General features: G+C 63.4%; 28 protein-coding genes. 1 reads left to right on the forward strand and 27 read right to left on the reverse strand.

Features of this window, described 5'->3' with window-relative positions:
• Window positions 1-49 precede the first annotated feature (49 nt).
• The 4 genes from ACX1DW_RS15570 to ACX1DW_RS15585 form a co-directional block, all read right to left on the reverse strand.
• The gene (locus ACX1DW_RS15570; RefSeq protein WP_458991819.1) at window positions 50-226 is read right to left on the reverse strand and encodes a hypothetical protein; all 177 of its coding nucleotides are present in this window, start codon (window positions 224-226) and stop codon (window positions 50-52) included.
• Window positions 227-291: 65 nt separating this feature from the next.
• Window positions 292-1,095, reverse strand: a complete 804-nt coding sequence (locus ACX1DW_RS15575) for a DNA adenine methylase (protein WP_458991820.1) — start codon at window positions 1,093-1,095, stop codon at window positions 292-294.
• A 144-nt stretch (window positions 1,096-1,239) separates the two neighbouring features.
• Window positions 1,240-1,803, reverse strand: coding sequence for a lysis system i-spanin subunit Rz (locus ACX1DW_RS15580; RefSeq protein WP_458991821.1), 564 nt, complete (start codon window positions 1,801-1,803; stop codon window positions 1,240-1,242).
• Window positions 1,794-2,351: a glycoside hydrolase family 19 protein gene (locus ACX1DW_RS15585; RefSeq protein ID WP_458991822.1), complete on the reverse strand. Its 558-nt coding sequence runs from the start codon at window positions 2,349-2,351 to the stop codon at window positions 1,794-1,796. The genes ACX1DW_RS15580 and ACX1DW_RS15585 overlap by 10 nt, the downstream gene beginning before the upstream one ends.
• Window positions 2,352-2,455: 104 nt before the next feature.
• On the opposite strand from ACX1DW_RS15585, the gene ACX1DW_RS15590 reads away from it, so the two are divergent.
• The gene (locus ACX1DW_RS15590) at window positions 2,456-2,905 is read left to right on the forward strand and encodes a hypothetical protein (RefSeq protein ID WP_458991823.1); all 450 of its coding nucleotides are present in this window, start codon (window positions 2,456-2,458) and stop codon (window positions 2,903-2,905) included.
• On the opposite strand, the gene ACX1DW_RS15595 is transcribed toward ACX1DW_RS15590, so the two are convergent.
• The 23 genes from ACX1DW_RS15595 to ACX1DW_RS15705 all read right to left on the reverse strand — a co-directional run bounded on the left by ACX1DW_RS15595 (window position 2,902) and on the right by ACX1DW_RS15705 (window position 20,446).
• Window positions 2,902-3,531 carry a DUF7338 family protein gene (locus tag ACX1DW_RS15595; protein WP_458991824.1) on the reverse strand — a complete coding sequence of 210 codons (630 nt, stop codon included), beginning with the start codon at window positions 3,529-3,531 and terminating at the stop codon, window positions 2,902-2,904. The genes ACX1DW_RS15590 and ACX1DW_RS15595 overlap by 4 nt on opposite strands.
• 80 nt (window positions 3,532-3,611) lie before the next feature.
• Window positions 3,612-3,998, reverse strand: coding sequence for a phage tail protein (locus tag ACX1DW_RS15600; protein ID WP_458991825.1), 387 nt, complete (start codon window positions 3,996-3,998; stop codon window positions 3,612-3,614).
• 10 nt (window positions 3,999-4,008) lie between these two features.
• Window positions 4,009-4,878 (reverse strand): gp53-like domain-containing protein, encoded by an 870-nt coding sequence (locus ACX1DW_RS15605; RefSeq protein WP_458991826.1) that lies wholly within the window; start codon window positions 4,876-4,878, stop codon window positions 4,009-4,011.
• Window positions 4,878-5,471, reverse strand: coding sequence for a YmfQ family protein (locus ACX1DW_RS15610; protein ID WP_458991827.1), 594 nt, complete (start codon window positions 5,469-5,471; stop codon window positions 4,878-4,880). The genes ACX1DW_RS15605 and ACX1DW_RS15610 overlap by 1 nt, the downstream gene beginning before the upstream one ends.
• A complete protein-coding gene (locus ACX1DW_RS15615; protein WP_458991828.1) occupies window positions 5,462-6,523 on the reverse strand; it encodes a baseplate J/gp47 family protein in 1,062 nt (353 codons plus the stop codon). The genes ACX1DW_RS15610 and ACX1DW_RS15615 overlap by 10 nt, the downstream gene beginning before the upstream one ends.
• On the reverse strand, window positions 6,516-6,956 hold the full coding sequence (locus ACX1DW_RS15620) for a phage GP46 family protein (RefSeq protein WP_458991829.1): 441 nt from the start codon (window positions 6,954-6,956) through the stop codon (window positions 6,516-6,518). The genes ACX1DW_RS15615 and ACX1DW_RS15620 overlap by 8 nt, the downstream gene beginning before the upstream one ends.
• Window positions 6,953-7,471 (reverse strand): phage baseplate assembly protein V, encoded by a 519-nt coding sequence (locus tag ACX1DW_RS15625; protein ID WP_458991830.1) that lies wholly within the window; start codon window positions 7,469-7,471, stop codon window positions 6,953-6,955. The genes ACX1DW_RS15620 and ACX1DW_RS15625 overlap by 4 nt, the downstream gene beginning before the upstream one ends.
• Window positions 7,471-8,568, reverse strand: a complete 1,098-nt coding sequence (locus ACX1DW_RS15630; RefSeq protein WP_458991831.1) for a phage baseplate assembly protein — start codon at window positions 8,566-8,568, stop codon at window positions 7,471-7,473. The genes ACX1DW_RS15625 and ACX1DW_RS15630 overlap by 1 nt, the downstream gene beginning before the upstream one ends.
• Window positions 8,565-9,701 carry a DNA circularization protein gene (locus ACX1DW_RS15635; protein WP_458991832.1) on the reverse strand — a complete coding sequence of 379 codons (1,137 nt, stop codon included), beginning with the start codon at window positions 9,699-9,701 and terminating at the stop codon, window positions 8,565-8,567. The genes ACX1DW_RS15630 and ACX1DW_RS15635 overlap by 4 nt, the downstream gene beginning before the upstream one ends.
• A 137-nt stretch (window positions 9,702-9,838) precedes the next feature.
• A complete protein-coding gene (locus ACX1DW_RS15640) occupies window positions 9,839-10,462 on the reverse strand; it encodes a pseudaminic acid biosynthesis-associated methylase (RefSeq protein ID WP_458991833.1) in 624 nt (207 codons plus the stop codon).
• Window positions 10,463-10,542: 80 nt separating this feature from the next.
• Entirely contained in the window at window positions 10,543-12,132 is a 1,590-nt protein-coding gene (locus ACX1DW_RS15645) for a tape measure protein (protein ID WP_458991834.1), read from the reverse strand.
• A 132-nt stretch (window positions 12,133-12,264) separates the two neighbouring features.
• Window positions 12,265-12,570, reverse strand: coding sequence for a phage tail assembly protein (locus ACX1DW_RS15650; RefSeq protein ID WP_458991835.1), 306 nt, complete (start codon window positions 12,568-12,570; stop codon window positions 12,265-12,267).
• A complete protein-coding gene (locus tag ACX1DW_RS15655; RefSeq protein ID WP_458991836.1) occupies window positions 12,561-12,920 on the reverse strand; it encodes a phage tail tube protein in 360 nt (119 codons plus the stop codon). The genes ACX1DW_RS15650 and ACX1DW_RS15655 overlap by 10 nt, the downstream gene beginning before the upstream one ends.
• 15 nt (window positions 12,921-12,935) lie before the next feature.
• Window positions 12,936-14,420 (reverse strand): phage tail sheath subtilisin-like domain-containing protein, encoded by a 1,485-nt coding sequence (locus ACX1DW_RS15660; RefSeq protein ID WP_458991837.1) that lies wholly within the window; start codon window positions 14,418-14,420, stop codon window positions 12,936-12,938.
• Window positions 14,417-14,590: a DUF2635 domain-containing protein gene (locus ACX1DW_RS15665; protein WP_458991838.1), complete on the reverse strand. Its 174-nt coding sequence runs from the start codon at window positions 14,588-14,590 to the stop codon at window positions 14,417-14,419. Before ACX1DW_RS15665 ends, ACX1DW_RS15660 begins: the two co-directional genes overlap by 4 nt.
• A gap of 2 nt (window positions 14,591-14,592) precedes the next feature.
• Entirely contained in the window at window positions 14,593-15,207 is a 615-nt protein-coding gene (locus ACX1DW_RS15670; protein ID WP_176481675.1) for a phage tail terminator protein, read from the reverse strand.
• Window positions 15,204-15,665, reverse strand: coding sequence for a hypothetical protein (locus ACX1DW_RS15675; protein ID WP_095939878.1), 462 nt, complete (start codon window positions 15,663-15,665; stop codon window positions 15,204-15,206). Before ACX1DW_RS15675 ends, ACX1DW_RS15670 begins: the two co-directional genes overlap by 4 nt.
• Window positions 15,662-16,000, reverse strand: a complete 339-nt coding sequence (locus ACX1DW_RS15680; RefSeq protein WP_095939877.1) for a phage head closure protein — start codon at window positions 15,998-16,000, stop codon at window positions 15,662-15,664. Before ACX1DW_RS15680 ends, ACX1DW_RS15675 begins: the two co-directional genes overlap by 4 nt.
• 1 nt (window position 16,001) lies before the next feature.
• A complete protein-coding gene (locus tag ACX1DW_RS15685; protein WP_095939876.1) occupies window positions 16,002-16,553 on the reverse strand; it encodes a hypothetical protein in 552 nt (183 codons plus the stop codon).
• 2 nt (window positions 16,554-16,555) lie between these two features.
• Complete coding sequence (locus ACX1DW_RS15690) at window positions 16,556-16,798, reverse strand: hypothetical protein (RefSeq protein WP_458991839.1); 243 nt, start codon at window positions 16,796-16,798, stop codon at window positions 16,556-16,558.
• Window positions 16,799-16,854: 56 nt separating this feature from the next.
• Complete coding sequence (locus ACX1DW_RS15695; RefSeq protein WP_095939874.1) at window positions 16,855-18,165, reverse strand: phage major capsid protein; 1,311 nt, start codon at window positions 18,163-18,165, stop codon at window positions 16,855-16,857.
• Window positions 18,166-18,228: 63 nt separating this feature from the next.
• The gene (locus ACX1DW_RS15700) at window positions 18,229-19,179 is read right to left on the reverse strand and encodes a S49 family peptidase (RefSeq protein WP_095939873.1); all 951 of its coding nucleotides are present in this window, start codon (window positions 19,177-19,179) and stop codon (window positions 18,229-18,231) included.
• Complete coding sequence (locus tag ACX1DW_RS15705) at window positions 19,172-20,446, reverse strand: phage portal protein (RefSeq protein ID WP_095939872.1); 1,275 nt, start codon at window positions 20,444-20,446, stop codon at window positions 19,172-19,174. The genes ACX1DW_RS15700 and ACX1DW_RS15705 overlap by 8 nt, the downstream gene beginning before the upstream one ends.
• Window positions 20,447-20,448: the final 2 nt, after the last annotated feature.

Here is a 20,448-nt window from a genome sequence, read left to right on the forward strand (position 1 = left end):
TTTTGTGGCTTGCGTAATATTCGACGTAATAAAACGGCAGGGCATGGCCCTACCGGTCTACGCCCCACTCCCTGGCAGCAGCCTCAAAGCCGACCCACTTCCCTCGCTTATCCAGCCCCCGATCTGCCACCAGGCGCGCGGCGATCGCTTCCACATCTACCTCCCCCTTCGCCATGGCGAGCAGTAGTTCGGTAGGCAGCGGCTGGAGGTGCTCAAGCAGGTTCATGCGGGTGTTCCTTCGTGGTTTTGTTGGGGCCAGTAACGCTCTGGCGCCGACACATAGCAAGCGCCTCAGAGTCCATCGAACAGCCCCCCAAGCTCGGCAGGCGTCCAGTTCATGATCACCAGCTCGCCCGTTGCATCGGCCATGCCCTGCCGCTGGTTGGTCACGCTGTAGCGGATATCGATTCGCTCCATGTGGAAGCCAGCAAACGCCTCGCGGATATCGGGGTGGTCGTTGATGCTGACCATCACCTTGCCCTTGCAGCGCCGCATGAAATCGGCCATCGCCAGGTACTGCTCAAAGGGGAAGTCGACGCCATAGCCCTCGGTCTGCCAGTAGGGCGGGTCCATGTAGAGGAAGGTGTGCGGCCGGTCGTAGCGCTCAGCGCACTCCAGCCAGGGCAGATTCTCGACATACACCCCAGCCAGCCGCTGCCACGCCGCTGAAAGGTTCTCCTCGATGCGCATGATGTTGGGGGCCGGCCCGGTGGTGGCCGTGCCGAAGTTCTGCCCCGACACCTTGCCGCCGAAGGCATGGTGCTGCAGGTAGAAGAAGCGCGCAGCGCGCTGGATATCGGTGAGGGTCTCCGGTCGAGTGATCTTCTGCCACTCGAACAACTGCCGGCTGGAAAGCGCCCACTTGAACTGGCGCACGAACTCCTCAACGTGGTTCTGCACCACGCGATAGAGCGACACCAGGTCGCCGTTTATATCGTTCAGCACCTCGACGGGCGCTGGCTGGGGGCGAAGGAAGAAGAGCGCGGCGCCGCCGGCGAAGACCTCGACGTAGCACTCATGAGGCGGGAACAGGGGAATGAGACGGTCGGCCAGACGGCGCTTGCCGCCCATCCAGGGGATGATGGGTTGGGTCATGTGCAAACCTTTTACTGTATGAATGAACAGTGCTAGGCTCTCGCCCGCTTCGTGCACGAGGCGGGAGCCGTGGCTGGGCTTGCAGGCGTGATCTGCGGGCTCGGTAGCCGGCCTGGTGTTGGCGCACCGGGCCGGCTGCTCCTTTCAATGGCGCGCGGAGACTTTCCGCGCGTAGTCCTGACAGGCTTTCAGGGCGATCAATCCTTGGTCGCCGTCGTCGGTGATGCCGACAATTCGTTGAGCATGCGCTGGGTCAAGTTCGGCTCGCGCGGCGCCATGAACCACGCCTCCGGCTCCGGTACCGGCTGGCACTCCGCAGAGTGCAGCTCCAGCTGCTGAGTCGATGAGGACTGACAGCCGGAGTTCAGTAGTAGCGAGACGATCGCGCAGGCGATCAGCAGCGGTCTTTGCATCGACAGATTCCTTGTGGTGAGTGGCTGAGGATTGGCGCAGCTGCTGCTCAAGCTGCAGGCGCTTGTCCTGCTCGCTGCGCAGCTGGGCCGATGAGGCCCGGGCAATCTCGCCCAGAGTGTTGGCATGCAGCAGGTCGCGCTCTGCGATCTGCCCTTCCAGCGTCCGCCCCTGCTCTGCCAGTTGCTCGCCAAGCCGCCAGCCATTGACCAGCCAGCCAGCGCCGAACAGGGCGGCCGCGAGCAGCCCAACGGCGAGCAGGCGGAACTGGGGCGGTATCAGGCTGCTCATTTGCATCCCAGCACCTCCCGCGCCTTGCCCCACAACTGGCGGCGCTCGGCGATGCCGTTGGTGCCACCGTTGATGCGCCTGGTGATATCGAGGAAGCGATCGCCATCGGCAAGGACATTGAGCCCCTTGCTGAACCAGAACCAGGCTGCCGACTTCGCCGCCCACTCCGGCTGCTCCAGCAGCTCGGGCTCCCGCAGCAGGCGGTCATCACCGAACAGCCCGATGCTGCACATCAGGTAGTTGTGCCGGCCAGTGATCTGGATGAGGCCCCGCCCACGGTAGAACTGGCCGTCACCATCAGCCTCGGGCGTATTGCCCAAGCGCTCTGCCAGTGGGCCGGTGTCGTACTTCGCCAGGTAGGCGCCGCCCCCCAGCTCGCGCACGTACTGCAGGTGCCCGGACTCATGGCCGACCTGCGCCAGGAAGGCAGCCACGCGGCGTGGCGTGTTGATCTGGAACTCCGCCATGGCCTGGTTGATGGCGGAAATAAAAACGCCCGCTTTGGCGCGGGCGTTCGGGAGAATCTGCAGCAGCTGCTGCTCAGTAATTCGCATGGACCCTCCGGGCATGAAAAAGCCCGCACACGGCGGGCTTGAGAAGTAGGTCACACACCCCGATATTGATGGGGCAACGTCACATCACAACAGGGAGCTCCACAATGGAAATCGTTCAGGACATCAACCAACTGCCATATCAGGTCGCCCGCTTCAAAGCCGCATGGAAGTCAATCGGAGAACAACTCGATTACTTCGTTGAGCATTGGCCGGCGATTTGCGAGAAGCACTTTGCCCAAGCAGTATCCATTGAGAAAGCAAAGACCTCGATTTGGCAGATGGACGGGAAAGCCCTTGGCAAGCCGTTCAGCGTTCAAGCCACCCCGCTCGTGATGGGTGACGAAGAATCCCAAAAGCTCTACGCCGAGCTGGTTATCAGCACACCAAACACCAAGAACGGTGAGTCGGTAGAGCTGGGCCGCCTGCTGATAGACAGGGAGTCTGAGGTGTTCAGCGCGAGCGGCGATAAGCTGCTGGGTAATCACGACGATTACGCAAGCTACAAGCTGTTCAGCAGCATCATTAACGCCGTCCTGCGCTCTTCCGCAGCCTAATCAATCGCCTTGATCGGGTTCACCTCGAAGGTGAACCCCTTCCACTGGCGCGACATATCCCCGCTATAATCCTCGGCGAAGTCGCTCGGCTCCGGCTTGAAGCCGAACTGCACCACCAGAGCACGTGTCGCAGACCACTGCCAGACCCAGTAGAAGCCGTAATAGCGGCGCCCGGTGCGCCGGTGAGTGGCCAGCAGGAAGCGCCAGCCGCCTGCGCCTGGGTCATCCTCCACCTCAGCCTTGCCCCAGTAGCGGTAGTCGCACTCAGTCACCGGGCAGCCGAACAGCGGCGAGAAGCGCGGGTTGTTCGCCGGGTTGCGGATCGCCAGCCACCAGAACATCGAGAACCAGTGAAAGGCGCCCAGGCCAAACGGGCTATTCAGGTGCCACCAGCCACGCCGGTCACCAACGGCGCCGTCGCGGTCATTGCTCCAGAGCCACGCCCAGTCCGGCAGGGTGACCAGCAGCCATTCACCAGCAGCCTGACTGAAGGGCTGCGGCGGGCCTTGCACACGGCGGAATGGCAGAGCGATCGGCACCACCAGCAGCCCGGCGAGTATCAGCAGAACGCGCAGTGGCAGCAGGCAGGCCCATTGCAGGGCCGCCCGGAATACATGGGTCAGCATCGTGGGATTTCCTCGGGATCAGAAACGACAAAACCCCGCACGGGGCGGGGCTTTTCAGGGGGGGGGGGGCGGGCGATAGGTTATGCCGCCGGCGGCGACTCTAGGGAGGCCAGCTCCGCGCGCAGGGCGGTAGCCTGGCTATCCAGATCGGTCAGGCGGGCTCGGTCGGCATCGGTCGCACTACCAACCAGAATGGCGCGCAACGGGCGAGCGCTGGCAGCGTCTACGGCGGACAACTTAGCCAGCAGCTCGGCACGGCGGCGTGCGGTGAGCTCGGCTGCCGACGGCGGCGCGGGGTCTTGCAGGCAAGGCCGGCCGCCCTTGTCCACTCCAATAACCTTACCCGCGGCCTGGCCATTGATAAGCGCGGCATGTTCCTCGGGCGTGATTTCCACCACGTCCAGAGGCATGTTGGCACCGTGGATTTCGGCAGCGTAGAAGCCACCATTAGATGCGGAAAAGAACATGGGATTCTCCTTAGTAGCCGATGGCGATCCATTTCGCAGCGATAGTTTGAGACGTGCCGGTTGCCAAGTTCCGTCTCTCAAGGCTAAATCCCGAAGGTGCTGGGTCTGTCGTGCCGATTCCAGCACTCGCCTGTACACTTGTCAGTTGCGCCGTAACCGAGGCGTTCAGACAAGCATTAGGGAACGCAATAGGGAAGGTTACCGCAGTCGATATGCCGCTAGATGCAGCAACTGATGCCCCAGCGACAGAACCCCACTGAATAATCAGACCGCTCGGCAGCTTCTGCCAGCCACTGGCGCTCAGCAGGCTCTGATTTATCACCTCTAACGCAGAAACCCGACCAGAAAGCCCGGCGGGGGTATAGCTAATAACTTCAACCGTGTTCGCAGACGTAGCCCGCAGAATGCAGGTATCACCTGCTGCCGTGACAATATTGGCGCCGGCCTGCGTCACCAGGCTCGCACTATTGGTCAAGGTCAGCACACCGGCAAAGCGCACGAAGTAGCAGCGGCCTGCAGCCACGGTGAACCCACTGATGGTCGTAGTGCCCATGATGTTGATGTGCCGGGTGTTCGGCGCCGCCGTTGTCAGGTTGACCGTGGCCGCCGACGCCACGTCGATTCTTGCAGTGTTCAGGGTGTCGATTGTGTTATCGACAATCATCTTCCCGATTGCAGCTGCTAGCTGGCCATTGTTCGCAGGATCCAAAGCAAACCCAGCTGCCTCAATGACATTTGCCACCTCCTCCTGCAACGCATTGAACCACTCAGCCTGCAGCCGGGTGGCGAGGATGGCGTTGGCTGGATCGCCATTGCGGAAACCATGTTTGCCGGGGCCGAACAGGTCCTGCGCAGCGGTGAGTGTACTGATTCGACGCATCAGGCATCTCCATAAGCAAAGTGAAGGATGGTGTGGGCCGGGGCCTGCTTGCTGACCACGCACTCCACCGTGGTGTCGCCCCAGGTGGAGAGCGCCTCGTCGCAGTCCGACTCGGCTTCCATGTCGCGGCGGCGCTCGCCGCCGGGCAGGTTGAGGATCCAGACAGAGCTCCACGGGTCCGGGTCGAGGCCGGCATCGCAGGCGCTCTCGCAGGTCATCGGGCGGAACTCGGTGATGGTCGCGCCTGGGTAGCCCAGGCCCTCAGCCACGCCGATGTAGTAGCTGCGGCTCATGCCGCCTTGGGCCAGGAACTTGGCCACCACGGCCGCCCTCCGCTCCGCGAGGGTGGCGCCGGGCAGCGTGCATTCATCCGGCAGGCCCAGCACTGCCTCCCAGCGGGCCAGCAGCTCATAGGTGGTGCGCGGATCGCTCTCGCGCAGCAGCTCATCCGCCCGACCATGCACGCCGGCCAGACCTACGCCACCAGCGCCCAGCAACTGCTCGTGGAAAGGGTCGAGGTCTGCCTCCCAGGCAGGGCCGGGCGGCAGCAGGGCCTGCAGCTGCCGGCCATAGTCATCTGCGCTTATAGCCATGTGATCACTCCCATGACGGGGAAGTGGCCAACCGCGAGCACCAGATCCGCCGGCGGCACCGCCAGCACGTGGTTGGTTTCACCCGCCGCCAGGCTAATGGCCTCTGTCATGCGGCTGCGCAGCAGCGTGCCGCCTGGCTCGCCCTCACGGCGCAACAGATCGGCCAGCTGGCTCTGCACCTGCGCCCGCACTTCCGGGGTATCCGGCGTCAGGTCGATGCTGAAGGCGATCGGCTCAGCCACCGGCGCCAACACGAACACGGCGGTGGTCACCGGGCAGCGCGCTTCGATGTAGGCCAGAACAGCCGCGATCACTTGCGGGGTCGGGATCGGGCTGGCCAGGCGATCGCAGACAATACGCACCACCACCGTGTTGGGGCCCTGCTCCTGCGGATAAACCCAGGCGCGCGTGACCGACGGGTGGGCGGCCAGCGCCCAAGACTCGTAGTCCGCCCGACTGCCGCCCTGCGGCGGCTGGCTGAGGCGGCGCAGCACCTTGGCCCGCAGTCCCTCGATATCTTCCTGCTCGGCACCGCCGGCAACGCCGCCCACCGGCACGGCCGTCTGCGACTGCACACCGGCAATCGGTGAGATCAGAGTCAGCAGCTCACCCTCGGCCAGGTTGCCGGCACTGCCGGTTTGCTCGCAGACGATCTCGACAAGCTTGGGGCTGACATCGATCACCACGCTGGCGACCGGCTTGTAGAGCAGCCCGGCTTGGCTCTGCCAGCGAGCCGAGAGCGGGATGCTTGCCCCGACACTACCCACCACCGGAACACTTCCGCTCGCGGCCTCGGCTGGCGCGTACCACTCGCCGAGCATGTTGGCCCAGCGTTCGACGCTTTCCTGATCGCCCAGGTCGGGCAGGTACTGCCGGGCCTGCCAGTCCAGATAGCCATAGAGCCCGTTGATGCCCTCGCCCAGCACCCGGGCATACACCTCGGCATCCGACCGGCGTAGCTCATCGGCCTCGCCGAGGCGGGTGAGCAGGTCGGTGCGCAGGCGGTTGATCAGTGCCGGCAGCGCCGGCCGGGAGAATTGCGACTCAGCCACGGATGGCACCCCAGATGTCAGCGAAGCGAATGTCCAGACGCGCCCCGCTGGGCTCGTCCACCAGAATGCGCATATCCAGCCGATCGACGCCGTTGCGCGTGGCTTCCACCTGAATGCGCTCGGCCACCTTGTCCACCACCATCCACTCCAGGGCCTCCTTGGCCAGGTCGCGTGCCTTGGCTACCGTGCTGGCGGTCAGGGTCTCGCGGGCCAGCAGCCACAGCCGCGAACCCCAGCGGTCACCCGTCACTGGCGAGTAGGTGTCCCCCCAAAAGCCCATGCGCGGGCTCTCGGGAGTTGGCAACTCATCGCCCTCTCGAGCTCTGGCCCAGGTGAACAGACTGCTGATAACCGCACGGGCCAGCCGGCTCTCGCGCTCGCCTGTCGCCACGCGACCGGCGCCATCGAGGATCAGCGGAAAATCGAAACTCACAGCACACCCCCAGTCTCACCACCGCTATCGCCAGGGTGGCGATGGCTCTCGTCGATGCGCTTGCCATTGGCCCAGACCTGCCCGGTAAACACGGTCTTACCGATCACATCCACATCGGCCTGCAGAATGACCTTGGCCGTCATCACCTTGACCTCGGCGGCAGCCAGCACTTCCACCTTGCCGCCGTTGCGCAGCACCACCCGGGTGCCTTCATGGTTGAACAAAGCCACCTCGCCGGGCTGCAGATCGACCGGCCGATACCGGCGGTCGGTCTGCACCAGGGCCACGCCATGCGTGCGGCGCCCACCGAGGAATGCGATCAGCCCTTCCGCTCCCGGCAAGGCAACACCAGTGAGACCGTAGGGCTCGAAAAGCTCCACCCCTTCCTTGGCTTCACCCTCCAGCAGCGCCACCTGCAGGCTCTGCAACTTGCCCTGCCGGGGCACCGCCGTGAGCACCGCGCGGGCCAGCAAGTTGCCCAGCCCGCGCGCCACACCTGCCAGCGCTTTTCTCATCACTTGAACTCCACCAGGGTTTCACCTTCGCCCACCGAGAAGCCTTTGCTGCCGGCCTTTTTCTTGCCCTGCGCCTTGGGCACCTCGGGCAGCAGCTCGAAGGCCGCCACCGGTGCCACCGTCAGCGTGGCCGTGGTGCCCGTCTCGCCCTGCAGGTACTCCACCTCGGCGATGAGCATCTCCATGTCGAAGCCGATGATCGGGTCACGCACCTGCACCCGCATGTTGGGCAGCCAGAGTTGGCCGCTACGCTGCCGCCAGCCCTGTACCACATAGGTGGTCTGGTAGCTCTTGCCTGCACGGCACGCGGCCTCCCAGCGCACGCGATCGCGGTAGGCGGCCAAGTCGCCCTGGCCGTCGGCGCGCAGGTCGAGGATGCGGCGCCGCCGGATGCCGGGATCGCCGACCGTGGCCACCTGGCCCGCCACCGCAACGCCGAAGTCATCGTCATTACCGGCGCGCTGCCCACGGCAGCGGTACTCGGAATAACGCTCCTTGAAGTCCAGCCCGGCCGAGGCCGAGAGCACATTCACCCCAACCTCCAGCGCCGTGTCCGCCTTGAGCAGGCCGGCCCGGGTCAGCACCTGGTTGCCGTCGGCATCGTCCGTGGCCAGCAGCGCCTTCTGCGTGAGCAGGCGATCGATGCTCTCGAACACCGACTCACCGGGATCTATCTGGTGCTCGAGCACCGTGCCGGTGGCCACGGACGCCAGCACCTTGATGTTGTAGGGCTCGGCCAACGCCCGGGCGATCAGCTCGACGCTGACACCGCGCCACTGCCCGGGCGAATGCACCGCGGAACAGTCGATCAGGTCAGCCGTCTTGCTACGGCCATTGACCCCCACCGTTACCTGCTGGCCGTCGTAGCTGATCGGCGTGGCATCGATGTAGCCAGTCAGCACCTTATCGTTGCCGAGCCAGACCTCGCAGAGGTCACCCGGCGCCACGCGCCGGGCCACACTACTGCCGGGCCAGCGGTCGGTCACTTCCAGCGAAAAGTCCCGCGCCTGCCGTTCGATGCCGGCCGTCACGCGCACCTCTTTCCAGCCCTCGTGGCCGGCGCCATTGACCCGCAACTGCACTCGCTCTTTGGTCATGCCGAGAGCACCTTCAAAGGATCGGGTGGAACAAAGGACGGATGCCGCAGGCCATTGCGGGCGACCAGCTCATCGCTGCGACTAGCATCGCCGTACAGGTCATACGCCAGCACGGCGGCCGGCAGCGTGGCGCGCGGCGTATAGGTACGCAGCCGGGAAGCGGTGGCCGACTCGGCCAACACATAGCGGCTGACGCCAGAGCGCAGATCCGCCAGCGCCTCGAAGCTGGCCTGCGGAAGCCCCTGCCGCTCGACCTCGCGGTCGATCACGGCCGTCAGCTGCCCGCGCCAGGCCTCCAGGTCATCGAATACCGGCGACTCGACCGCGACGATCTGCTGCGCTGCCTGAACGATGCTCGCCGAGGTCACCAGATCGAGCAGGGCCTGGCTGTTGGCTACTGACTGCTGCCGGCCAACACCCGCAGCAACGCTGGGCGTGACTGGGCGCGGCGTGGTGCTGTACAGCCGGGCCGCCTGCAGACCGGAAAGCCCGGTACCGCCCTGGAACATGCCCAGCAGGGCAGAAGCAAGACCACCCGCATTGCCCAGTAGATCGCTCCACTGGGCCGTTTCCACTCGGCGGTAGATGGTTTGCGCGGAGCTGACGATGCGGCCGATATCGGTGACCGCTTCGGTACTGACCCACTCGGGCAAGCCATCCACCTGGAACACATCCGTGAAGCGCGCCGTGGATACCTGCTGCAGGCGATCCGCGAGGGACAGCACCTGCAGCGATGGCACCTCCTGCGCGCTGGGGTACTGATTCTCGCCGGCCTCGGTGAAGCTGAGGCTGATCTGGCAGAGCCCGCCATCCTCCATGGAGTGGCGCACCCGACACGCCGGGTTGGCGACTACCTGCAGGCGCCCGTAGAAGGGGTGCACCAGCTCGCCCGGGCCTTCTGCGCGCAACGCCTTGAGCAGCTCGTCGAGCCGTGCCAGGTAATCCTTACCGACCAGCCTGGCCTCGATATCGATGGACTCGGTACTGCGCCCCATGTCCTCGACATAGCCCTGGTCGCGCTTGGGGTACTCGTGCAGCTGGTTGCGCCGACCGATGCCGGAGACATCGTCCGCCAGGTATTCAAACGCCACGCCCCGGAACGAGGCAGGCTGCAGTCTGTCGCGCCAGGTCATGGTTTCTCCAGGCAATAAAAAACCCCGCGCTAGCGGGGTTTTAGGAAAAAACACAATCGAGAGACCAAACATCCCCAAAGATATTTATCCGTGAGCAAGCTTGATCTATGACCGATACTTGAATTTCAAAGCAGAGATTATAGCTGTTTCTTCTCAAGCAAGAACCAACTTATATCATCCTGAGGGAAACAGTTATCTCGATGATACAAAAACCCATAATCAACCAAGCGCAGGCCATATTTATCAATCAAGTCGCCTGCAAAGTCGCGCTTAAACAGCCTATCATGATTCCCCCTATACTCAACCACAACAGGAGTCGGATTATAGTACTCGCAAACTAAAATATAACGCTTAGACAAGTTATAAAGATTGCTATAAACCTTATCCAACTCATCTGGGTTGATGTGTATCAAAACACCTTTTGTAAAGCTAAGATCATATTGCTCATCACTCGAAAGAGGGTCCAATATCGTCCCCTCGACAATCTTAGCCACATCTAAATCTCTAGCTTTTTGCGCTGCCTCTTTATTAATTTCGTACCCACAAAGCTCGAGCCCATTATTAATCCTATTAAGAGCTTGCAAATTAAGCCCTGCATTGCAACCCAATTCAACAAGAGAACCAACGCCAGGAGCAGAACTTAAAATCCGGCTAAACGCCGCAACATTCGAAGAAACTCTATCTTCACCAGCATTCCTAGCTACATATTCATTACCAAACTCGCCTGCCCAAAATTCTTCCTGCTGCGTTTTATATGCCACGATAAATCCCTATTGCGCTTCAGTGAGGAAATAATCTTAGACAAATACAATCCACAAGGCTAGATCAAAGCAGAAACAACCTACGGCAACCCAAGTGAGCGATACCCAACATCGGCCTCCATGGTGACCCCGGGCTGACTGGTCGGCATGGGTTTCACCAGGGTGCCTGGTGGCGTGTTCTCGAACTTCACCACCATCTGACCGCTCAGGTTCTGCTTGTTGGCGCCTGCCAGGGCCCCCTTCGGCGCCACCGTGGCCGGCGCGGCTTCGCCCTGGCCACCTTCGATCCCAAGCCCCTCGATCATCCAGTCAGGCATCAACTCGGTCACTTTCTTGATCTGGTCACCGATGATCTTGCCCAGGTCGATGCCGAACAGGTACTTCACCAACCCATCGAAGGCTTCCATGATCAAGGTGACCGGATTGAACTCCTGCCAGAGACGGAACATGCCCTGCAGGAAGCCCTCATCAAAGGCCGCCAGCACCGCATCGAACTTGTCGGTGAAGTACTTCACGATGCCATCCCAGTTGGCATAGATCAGCGCCGCACCGGCGGCGATGGCAGCGATCCCCCAGCCAACCGGCCCCATGGCCACCGCCAGAGAGAGAAACCCCGAGGCCAGGCTGGCCAGCGAAGCCAGCACGTTGATGCTGAACACGGCGGCAACAGCGATCGCTACCCCCTTGAGCCCGCCCAAAGCCTCGACCACCGACCCAATACCACCCGCGAACGCCTTGACGTCGCCCCAGACGGCCTTCCAATCGACGGCCATGACCCAGCTTTTCAGCTCGCGGAATGCACTCACCAGCTCATCAGATACAACCTGCGCAAAAGCCTGCAGCGAGCCGTCTGCCTCCATGGCTGCCAGGGTATCGAGCACACCCTTCAACTCACCCTTGAGCTCGTCGAAGATGCCGGCATCGCCGATCATCTTGAACACACGGGTGAAGGTGTCCTGCAGGTTCGACCACATGCCGTCCCAGGTGCCGGACAGCTTGTCCATCGCGCCGCCATAGCGGCCGTTCCAGATGCCTTCGATCGTCGCCTGAATCTGCTCCCGCGAATTTTTCTTCGCGGTGGCCACCATGGCCTTGCCGTTCTCCTGCCAGCGGTAGACGATCTTGTCCCCCGCTGTCTCAGCCGTGATCCCGAACTCCTTGAGGCGCTCGTTCTCGCCGGTCATGGCATCGGCCAGCGCTTCTACAGCCTGCTCAAGCGGCTTACCCATTGCAGCCGCCGCATCGCCAGCAGACTTCAGCGCACCAGCCTGAGGGTCGATACCATAGGCCTTGAGCTTCACGAAGGCATCGGTGACGCCGTTCAGCTCATAAGGCGTCTTGGCCGCAAAACCAGCCACCCAGTCCATGGATGATTTGGCCTTCGCCGAGCTGCCCTCCAGGGTCTCCAGCACCGTCTGGAATTTCTCGAATTCCGCCGAGGTGCTGATCAGCTTGGTGCCCAGGTCTCCGACACCGCCGATACCCGCCGCGCCGAAGATCACGCCAAAGCTGAGCGCAATACCTCCCAGCGCCGACTGCAAACCCTGGCCGGCATTACTGATGTCGCCAAGCGCTCGCTTGAACGGCCGCAGCTGCCGCTCCAGCTTCTTCAATGGCGCCGTCACCCGGTCGATGACCGAGAGCACCGCCGTGTAGGACGCCTTAGCCACCGGCTGCCTCCTTGACTTCCTGTTCGATGCGAAGCGCCTGCCGCTCCCACAGCAGGCGCTGGGAGTGCGGCAGCCGCAGAACTACCTGAGGGGACACGCCAAAGAAGCGCGCGAGGTCGAAGCAGACCTCGATTATTCGCTCTCCTCCTCCCCCGTCTCCCCAGGCATCAAAAAAGGGAGCAGCTTGAGGAAGGCCGCCTTGCGATCACCGGGCGCCATGGCCAGGGCCGCACTGCGCGGCACCTTGCCCAGCTTGACGATGTAGCTGATGGTCACGGCCGGCAGCTCTTTGATACCGCGATCAGCGGTGAGCATGAACGGCTCGCCCAACTCAACCACCAGTTGCCCGGTAGGCTCGGCCAGCTGCAGCACCTCGATGGTGCGGCCGTGGGCCTCGACAGGCTTCTGCAGCACAACGCTCAGGTCATTCAGATCCATTTGCCGTCCTTCCCTTCAAACTTGAGATTCATCTTGCCCTCGGCAGCATCCAGCTCCTTGGCACCCGCGACCCAGGCCTGTGAGAGCACGCCGGTCATGCCATTGGCCAGCTCGGCGGTGATGACCATGTCATCGGCCTCGCTGAGCTTGGTCATGGGGAAGCCCTTGGGCACGAACACTTCGATGTCGATGAAGGGAACCCGCGGCGTTTCCTTGTAGCCGGCCACGCCGGAGAGGCCGGAAAGCCCCTCCTTCTCGCTGAGGTCCAAGGAGCAGGTGAGCTTGCCAGCCAGCTCCAGCTGGTCGCCGTCGACACTGATGAAGCAGGTGCCTGCGATTCGGTTTTTCATTGGGGGCTCCCGTTATCAGTAGTTGAGGCGGAACTGGTTGAGCACCGCGAAGATGCGCAGTTGGTTCACCAGGTCCGGCGGATACAGCACGTTGACGCGGTCCGGGTTGGTCTCGTCGATCTCGACGACCAGGTTGGCCGCGAACAGATCGGAACGCTCGGTGATGCCGAGCTTCTCCAGCGCCACGTAGTCAGCCACCAGTTGCGCCTTGATCATGCTCGGCGTGGCCACGCCCTCCGGCACTCGCTGGCCGTCCGAGCGCAGGGCATGCCGCCCGAAGCGGCTGGTCACGCCTGTGCGCAGGTAGCGCATCACGTAGGCCAGCTGGTGGATGTTCTCGCTGTTGAGGTAGCTGGTGTCGGGGCTGCCCCAGGCGTTCTTCTGGTACGTGGTGATGGAGCGCTCGATGCGCACCACGCCATCCTTGCCGTGGTAGTGGGTGGCGATACCACTGGAGAGCAGGGTCTGCTTCTCGGTGATGGTGTGCCGCTTGTTGGTCGGCGGCGACAGGACATTGAGGATTTCGCCGGTCTGGGTCGGGCGCGCCACATGCGCCGACAGCAGCGCCGCCTCGCGGGCGACACGGGCAGCGATGTACTCGAAGTCGCAGGCGCCGATGCTCGGCTCCAGGCCGAAGACCGTTGCGTGCTGGTCGTTGCGCGTCACCCCGAAGGCCTGCAGGCCGCCGAGGCTGTCGCGCTTGGCGCTGTAGACGTGGCCGTAGATCTGCCGCGCCCAGCTCCAGCGACCGGCGATATCGTTCATCTCGGCCTTGAGCGCATCCAGGCTGGCGGAATCCGCGAAGGGCGTGCCGATGAAGTCGTACTCATTGTCGCCCAGGTTGGCGATCACCCCGGTCAGATCAGGCGCGCCAGCCCCGGCAGTCGCCGCAACTACAGCGCCGGCTGTGATACCAGCCGGCAGCTGCTCGCCGCCGATCACGCCGCGACGGTTGAGGCTGATGGCAATGCCATTGCCGGCCTCGCCCTTGAACTTGGCGGTGATGGTCAGCACGCCAGCTGCTGCCGCGGCAGTGACCGGCAGACGGGTGTTGGCAGTGATTGCCGCCGCCAGGGCCGTGGCCACCTGTGCGGCGGTATCGCCGGAGGCGATCGCCACAGGCAGACGGGTGAGGCCGATATAGATCGCCGCGACCTTGGCCTCGGCCGCCACGCCGGTGAAGGTGATGGTCTGCACCGCAGCCACACCTGCAGCCGGCTCCGCCAGCGGCGCACACCACAGCTCGGTGAACAGGTTGCCTGCGCGGAACTGCTCGACCATGGCCGCCAGCATCGAGTCCTGGCCGAACATGGCGCGGGCCTGGTCGGCGCTCGAACAGAGCACCGGCACGTTCGCCTCAGCCGGGCCAGCGGACTTGAGACCGAGCAGCAGGGCACGCATGTCCGGGTTGAAGCTGTTGGCCTTGCTGTTGTCCAGCTCGACGTAGAAGAACGGGACGCGAAGCCCCGAGGGAATTTGGGAGAAGGTCATGCTGCTCATTTGGCGCTCGTCCTCGGCTTCTGCTGCTTGGGTTTAATTTCGGTCACGTCCCCGTCCTGCAGACGGCGGAACCAGTACTGGCTCGGCTCCACCAGGCACCCGTCTTCGGGCAAAGGCAGGCCGGTGGCCGGGTCGGTCACGACGCGGCCAGGTTGTGGCTTGAGGTGCATGGCTACTCCAGGGGGATATCCGCGCCCGCCTCCGCACGACCATCGGGGCCGGCGGTACGCGGGTTGGGTTGAGCGGGGTCGTAGTTCTGGCCCGGCACGTTGTTCGGGTCGAACATGGGGTCAATCACATCGGCGCGCACATGGATACTGGCCAGCCGAGGTAGGGCCTCCTTCATGCCGGGCTGGGCGGTGTCCTCGACATCGAGCTCAGTCTCGGCCGCGAACTCCAGCTGGTAGTAGAGCCTGGCACCGTCCATTAACAGGCCCTGCCCGCCCTCGTAGATCAGCCCGTCGTACTCCGGTCCGGGCGGCCAAAGCAGCAGCGAGCGCCACAGCTCAGCACGCAGGCTATGCACGGTGGTTACGGCAGCTTGGCCGCGGCGGTCGGCGCTGTTGTCCAGCACCATGACTACTGCCACTCGATCTGTGAGCGCCTGGCGGTAGCGGTTCTGGCTCTCCTGCTCGCCCGCCCGGTCATCCATGGGGATGACGAAGGCAGCCGGCAGGGCGACCTTGGCGTTCTGCGGCAGCGCCGCGAACTCGGCCGCACCGGCAACCCGCTGAGCGAAGCTCGGGCAGGTGGCGCGGATCCGCTCGATCACGTTGTCCAGGTTCATCGTTTCACCTTGATCGAAGTAGCCATGGCCCTGGACAACTGCCGGTTGAATCGCGCCCGGTAGCGCCGCATGGCCATGGTCGTTGCGTTCTTACGCTTGGCCATAGTCGCGGTGCCATACACCAGGAAGGCTGGATAGAACGGACTTTTGAGCCCCTTCTTGGTCGAGGGGCCTATCCAGGCGGCCAAGTCGTTCTGACTGCGCCGAGCCAGCACGCTCTCGGCCAGCTTGCCGGTACGCTTGGCCGGGAGGTCGCCGGGCGAGGAGGCCTGGTAAGCGCTGCCCCCCTGGAGCGGGTACTGTCGACCGCCACCGCCGGCACCCAGCAGCGCCTGAATTTCCTGCGCTACGTCCTCGGAGGTGTCCACCACAATGCGGCGGATTGCGTCGAGGTCGAAACGCCAACCCAAGTAGCCAGTGACGGCAACGCGAACGAAGGGATGTCGAGTCGCGCTCATCGCTGCAGCTCCTCGCAGTCCATAAGCGTCCAGCGACCCCGTTCCTCCCAGTCGCTGACACGGCGTATGCGAAAGCGACGGGCGCCCTTGGTGATCTCGTGATCCGCTGTGATGCCTGGCCGATAGCGGATCACGATCCGATGGGTAATGGCGTCACCAACCTGGCGGCTACCAATCCAAGTTGCGCCACCCACCGGGAACAACCCAGCCCACACCGATGCCGACTGAACATGGGTCTGATCGAGGCCGGTGAAGGCATCGGGTACGTCCTGGCGCAGGGCAATGGCCACCCTGTGCCGGAGCTGGCCGGCGCGGTATCCAGATGCTGCAGCCATGTCAGAACCTCGGCGGGACGGTTATCTCGGCAAGTAGCGAGTCGGTGAAGCCGGAAGGCAGCTCAGCCAGGATGGTGCCGACCACCAGGGTCTCGCGGAACTCAAAGGCGGTGGCCGCATTCATCAGCAGCCACGAACGCACCCCCGGGTAGGCATCCGGGTCGAACCCCGCCTTGTAGCGAACACGAAGCACACCAGCAGGACGGCCTTGCGGGAAATGCAGGAAGCTCTCCCGCTGGCCACGCTGGAGGTACAGAGGGGCGCTCAGCAGCTCAGTACTGCCGTCTGCCAGCACGCGGTGGACTGATACCACCTCGCCAGCCTGGCCGACATCGAGCGCCGCGCCGGATGCTCGCCCCTCAGCCCAGTCCTCTTCATACTCGGCCGCACGAATCGCGGCACCGGTGCGCTGTTCGGCCTGAGCCGTGACTCCCGGGATGATGATCTGCTCGATCAACTCCGGCTGCAGATCATCCGGCTCGACACGGCACTGGCGCGCCACATCAGCCAGGGTGATCACAGGATCACCGATGTACGCGATGCGTCTGGCCATAGTCAGGGCTTCTCGTCGGCGTCTTCGTTCTGCGTATCAGCAGCGCCGTCTGCAGCCTGCTGTGCAGCGGGTTGAGATTGTTGTTGGGCAGCTTGCTGGCGGGTGGCCGCCTTGCCCTTGCCGGCCAGTTCGGCCACACCGGCCTCGACCAGTTGCTCAGCCTTGTCGGCGGGGAAACCAGCCAGCTCAGACGGGCCGTAGCCGTTCCACGGCTTGGTGAATTTCACGATAGTGGGCTTGCTCATTTCATCACCTGCGATCAGGAGTCAGGGAATGCCCCGCCTTGCGGCGGGGCGTTCAATTACATGCCGGCGCCCCAGGTGACGGCGGTACCCACAGCGACAGACTCGACATGGCGCGGACCGAAGTCGTGCTTGCTGATCACGCGGATCAGGGTCTGGTCGCGCTGGAAGGCGCTGATCATGTCGCCGTTGCCGTCCTTGTAGGTGGCCTCGGTGCTGATGGCGATCGCCAGGGCCTCGTCCTCACCGATGTAGCAGTCGGCGAAGTTGACGAAGTAGATCTCGGATTCATTGCCACCGGCACCGAGGTTGGTCGGGATCTGCGTGGTGAGGGCGAACTTGTAGCCCTTGAGCAGGCCGGCATCGATCTCCGGGTAGGCCTTGTTGCCGTTGCCATCGCGCAGCGACTGCAGCCAGCGGATGGTGCGCGGGTGCATGATCCAGCCGCAGGCAGCCAGGTCGACGTTGGCCACTTCCAGGCGAAGCATCAGGCCACCCAGGAAGGTGTCGATATCGGCCAAGGTGACGCCAGCAGGCTGCGGCACGATGTTGCCGGCGGGCGCCCAGTAACGCAGGCCCTTGGGCAGCACGCCAACGCCGGAGCCGCGGATGAAATGCAGGTCCTCAGACAGCGCCATGCTGGTGGCCAGGTCGGAACTGACCTGCTGATCCACACGCGGGCTGACGCCAGCAACCGCCAGCAGATCGTTGGAGATCGGCACGATGGCCGCGGCCTTCTTGGCCGACAGCTTCAGGTCACCGAAGGTCATGCCGGTCAGGGAGATATCCGTCTCGGTACCGATATAGCTGACCGAGGTATTGCCGGTGATGCGCGGGATGGTCAGGTTGCCATTGTTCAGCGGCAGGCTGACGGCACCCATGCGGCGAACCACCGACTTCGGACGCAGCGATTCGATCACGCCGCCGCTGAAGTTGGTCGGTACCAGAACACCACCTGCGCCCGGAGTGACGGTCGACAGTGCCATCTGCACGTCGGAGTTGAAGCCCTGCTCCTTGGCCATCTCGGCGGCCTGGTGCTGGTTGCCGCCAGCTTGAACGATCAGGCGAACCATCTGCGCCATGGCCACCTTCGGGTCGGTGTCCTTGTGCAGCTGACTGACCACGGCGGGCGGACCCGCGATGCCTTGAGCGCCTTCGCTGACCGGTACGGCAGCGGCCGCACTGGCCCGCTCGGCAATTTCCGCACGGCTGATCTTGTCGGTCAGCGCATTGATCTGACTTTCCAGGCTGGTGAATTGGGACAGCTGTTCGGCAGTCAGGCTACCGCCATCGGCCTCGATCTTGGCCAGCGCCTGCAGCTGGTCATTGAGCTTGGCGCGTTCGCTACGCATTTGAAGTACAAGGGACATACGTGCCTCCTGGGCATGAAAAAGCCCGCACATGGCGGGCCTGGTTGACTGCCGCGAACGCGGTCAGAGTCGGGTCTGGATATTGAGCGCGGCGGCGCGTAAGCCGATGCGGCCCTGTTGGCGCATCGCCCGGCTGTTGGCCACTGCTCGGGAAATGTGGTCCACGGCATCCTGCGGGCTCTGCAGACGATCGGCCAAGCCGGCCGCAATGCCTGCCTTTCCACGGTACAGGGCGGCCTCCGTCGCCATTACCTGCTCGGGCGTCAGGCCGCGATACTCGGCCACAGCGCTGACGAACAGCTGGTAGCTCTCCTGCACGATGTCCTGCAGAACCTTCAGCGACTGGTCGCTGATCGGCTCGTGCGGGCTGAGGTCGTTCTTGTGTGCCCCGGCAAAAACCGTGGTGACCTTCACGCCCATGTTCTCTTCCAGCTTGGAGCGATCCATGTGGCTGGCAATGACACCGATGGATCCGACGCCACTGGTCTGGCTCACCACCAGCTCGGAGCAGGCCGAACCGATCAGATAGCCGCCGCTGTAGGCCATGAAGTTGACCAGACCCGTGATGGGCTTTTGCTGAGCCAGCGCGCGGATATCAGCGGCCAGCTCGAAGGCGCCGACGGCTGACCCTCCCGGGCTGTCGATGTCCAGCACGATGTGCTCGACCAGCGGGTCTGCTACTGCCGCTTTCAACTGCTGTCGCAGGCCCTCGTAGCTGGTCATGGTCTCGCAGGGGTTCATGTGGCTACCGCGGCTCACCAGCACCCCGTGCACCGGCAGCACCTCCACGCCGGTCTGCGCGATGGCCGCCCGGCGCTGCTCCTCCATGCGCTCCATGCGGACGCTGGAGTAGTCGTCATCCTCCATGACTTGCGGCGTAGCGGGTGCCCCGATGTTGATGATGTTCAGATTCATCGTGCGGTTTGCCCACTGCACACCCAGGTCGAGCATGTCGGGCGTCACCAGCAACGGCTGGTTGAACAGCAGGCTGGAGGCTCGGAGGTATTTACTCATTGGCCAGGATCCTTTCGATCTCGCGCTGCTGCAGCTCGAGCTGCGCCCGCACGTTCGGGTTGTTCAGGTCAGGCATGCCCTTGCTGGCGTCCACCATGTTGAGCGGCTGCAGGTACACGTCACCACCGGGGACCGGCGGCATATTCTCCAGTCGGCGGATATCGTTGACCGATAGCCAACCCCACTGGCGCCCGATGGCATAAGCCTCGTAGCGGCTCTTCTGGTCGCCACGCAGCAGGCCGGACAGGTTGAACTCGATGAAGTACTCGCGGCGATCCTGCGGCAGCAGGAAGTCCCGCATCATGGCCTGTTCGTGCCGCTTGACCCACGGCAACAAGGCGAACACCACAAACTGAATCAGTAGCTGTTCGATGGTGTTGTAGTTTGCCTTCTCAAGGTCATTCACCATCGGCAACGGGATCTTGTACATCCTCGCCACATCGGTGCCAGTGAGCTTGAGGATGTTCACGATCTCGGCATCGACGTGGTTCATCGACACCGGCTTGAAGGCCATGCCCTCCTGCAGGAAGGCGACCTTCTTGGCGTTGTCCATGCCGCCGAACTTGCTACCCCACTGATCGAGGATGCGATCGATGGTCGCCTGGTCCTTGATGGCCGGCGCCTCGCGGGGGCGCTCGATTACACCCGACACGGCTACACCATTGGCAAACGACTTGCCGGTGTACTGCCGCACGGCCTGAGCAAGCCCAACGGCTTCGGCGTGCAGCTCGATGGGTGACATTCCCACGTAGTGATTGAGACTGCCCCAACGCACGTGGTGCACCATGCGCATGGGTACCGGCTCATTGCTACCGATGCGGTAGTACGGCAGCAAGTCGGCACCCTTGAGCACCTGCGTGGCATCGTTCATCAGCGGCCACAGAGCCTTGACGTTGCCGTCGTCGCGCCGATCGATCCAGCTGAAGCTGTTGCCTCGCAGGCCGCAAGCCATTTGCTTGCATTCCTGAAATTCGTAGGGCGTCTGGAATCCGTTGGGCTGGTAGCGCAGCACGTCATACAGCGGGTGGTTGATTGCTGCCTCCCGCTGCCCCTTATCCCTGCGGTGATACAGCTCCAGTGGGAGCTGCCCCATGCTCTCGGCCAGCAGAGTCACACAGTTCTGCAGGATAGGCACACCAAGCGCAGTTTCTGGCGTGACCTTGATGCCCGTGCTGTTGCGACCAGAGCCGATCAGGCCGCGCCAAAAGTTGCTGCTACCGTCGCTGACACTGCCATGCCCACTGGAGAGCACGCTGGAAAAGAACATGC

It is taken from the genome of Stutzerimonas sp. KH-1 (assembly GCF_054483855.1).

Bases quoted from the DNA above. Each gene is read 5' to 3' on its own strand.
- ACX1DW_RS15570 (WP_458991819.1), bottom strand. From the start codon at position 226: ATGAACCTGCTTGAGCACCTCCAGCCGCTGCCTACCGAACTACTGCTC.
- ACX1DW_RS15575 (WP_458991820.1), bottom strand. From the start codon at position 1,095: ATGACCCAACCCATCATCCCCTGGATGGGCGGCAAGCGCCGTCTGGCC.
- ACX1DW_RS15580 (WP_458991821.1), bottom strand. From the start codon at position 1,803: ATGCAAATGAGCAGCCTGATACCGCCCCAGTTCCGCCTGCTCGCCGTT.
- ACX1DW_RS15585 (WP_458991822.1), bottom strand. From the start codon at position 2,351: ATGCGAATTACTGAGCAGCAGCTGCTGCAGATTCTCCCGAACGCCCGC.
- ACX1DW_RS15590 (WP_458991823.1), top strand. From the start codon at position 2,456: ATGGAAATCGTTCAGGACATCAACCAACTGCCATATCAGGTCGCCCGC.
- ACX1DW_RS15595 (WP_458991824.1), bottom strand. From the start codon at position 3,531: ATGCTGACCCATGTATTCCGGGCGGCCCTGCAATGGGCCTGCCTGCTG.
- ACX1DW_RS15600 (WP_458991825.1), bottom strand. From the start codon at position 3,998: ATGTTCTTTTCCGCATCTAATGGTGGCTTCTACGCTGCCGAAATCCAC.
- ACX1DW_RS15605 (WP_458991826.1), bottom strand. From the start codon at position 4,878: ATGCGTCGAATCAGTACACTCACCGCTGCGCAGGACCTGTTCGGCCCC.
- ACX1DW_RS15610 (WP_458991827.1), bottom strand. From the start codon at position 5,471: ATGGCTATAAGCGCAGATGACTATGGCCGGCAGCTGCAGGCCCTGCTG.
- ACX1DW_RS15625 (WP_458991830.1), bottom strand. From the start codon at position 7,471: ATGAGAAAAGCGCTGGCAGGTGTGGCGCGCGGGCTGGGCAACTTGCTG.
- ACX1DW_RS15630 (WP_458991831.1), bottom strand. From the start codon at position 8,568: ATGACCAAAGAGCGAGTGCAGTTGCGGGTCAATGGCGCCGGCCACGAG.
- ACX1DW_RS15635 (WP_458991832.1), bottom strand. From the start codon at position 9,701: ATGACCTGGCGCGACAGACTGCAGCCTGCCTCGTTCCGGGGCGTGGCG.
- ACX1DW_RS15650 (WP_458991835.1), bottom strand. From the start codon at position 12,570: ATGGATCTGAATGACCTGAGCGTTGTGCTGCAGAAGCCTGTCGAGGCC.
- ACX1DW_RS15655 (WP_458991836.1), bottom strand. From the start codon at position 12,920: ATGAAAAACCGAATCGCAGGCACCTGCTTCATCAGTGTCGACGGCGAC.
- ACX1DW_RS15660 (WP_458991837.1), bottom strand. From the start codon at position 14,420: ATGAGCAGCATGACCTTCTCCCAAATTCCCTCGGGGCTTCGCGTCCCG.
- ACX1DW_RS15665 (WP_458991838.1), bottom strand. From the start codon at position 14,590: ATGCACCTCAAGCCACAACCTGGCCGCGTCGTGACCGACCCGGCCACC.
- ACX1DW_RS15670 (WP_176481675.1), bottom strand. From the start codon at position 15,207: ATGAACCTGGACAACGTGATCGAGCGGATCCGCGCCACCTGCCCGAGC.
- ACX1DW_RS15675 (WP_095939878.1), bottom strand. From the start codon at position 15,665: ATGAGCGCGACTCGACATCCCTTCGTTCGCGTTGCCGTCACTGGCTAC.
- ACX1DW_RS15680 (WP_095939877.1), bottom strand. From the start codon at position 16,000: ATGGCTGCAGCATCTGGATACCGCGCCGGCCAGCTCCGGCACAGGGTG.
- ACX1DW_RS15685 (WP_095939876.1), bottom strand. From the start codon at position 16,553: ATGGCCAGACGCATCGCGTACATCGGTGATCCTGTGATCACCCTGGCT.
- ACX1DW_RS15690 (WP_458991839.1), bottom strand. From the start codon at position 16,798: ATGAGCAAGCCCACTATCGTGAAATTCACCAAGCCGTGGAACGGCTAC.
- ACX1DW_RS15695 (WP_095939874.1), bottom strand. From the start codon at position 18,165: ATGTCCCTTGTACTTCAAATGCGTAGCGAACGCGCCAAGCTCAATGAC.
- ACX1DW_RS15700 (WP_095939873.1), bottom strand. From the start codon at position 19,179: ATGAGTAAATACCTCCGAGCCTCCAGCCTGCTGTTCAACCAGCCGTTG.
- ACX1DW_RS15705 (WP_095939872.1), bottom strand. From the start codon at position 20,446: ATGTTCTTTTCCAGCGTGCTCTCCAGTGGGCATGGCAGTGTCAGCGAC.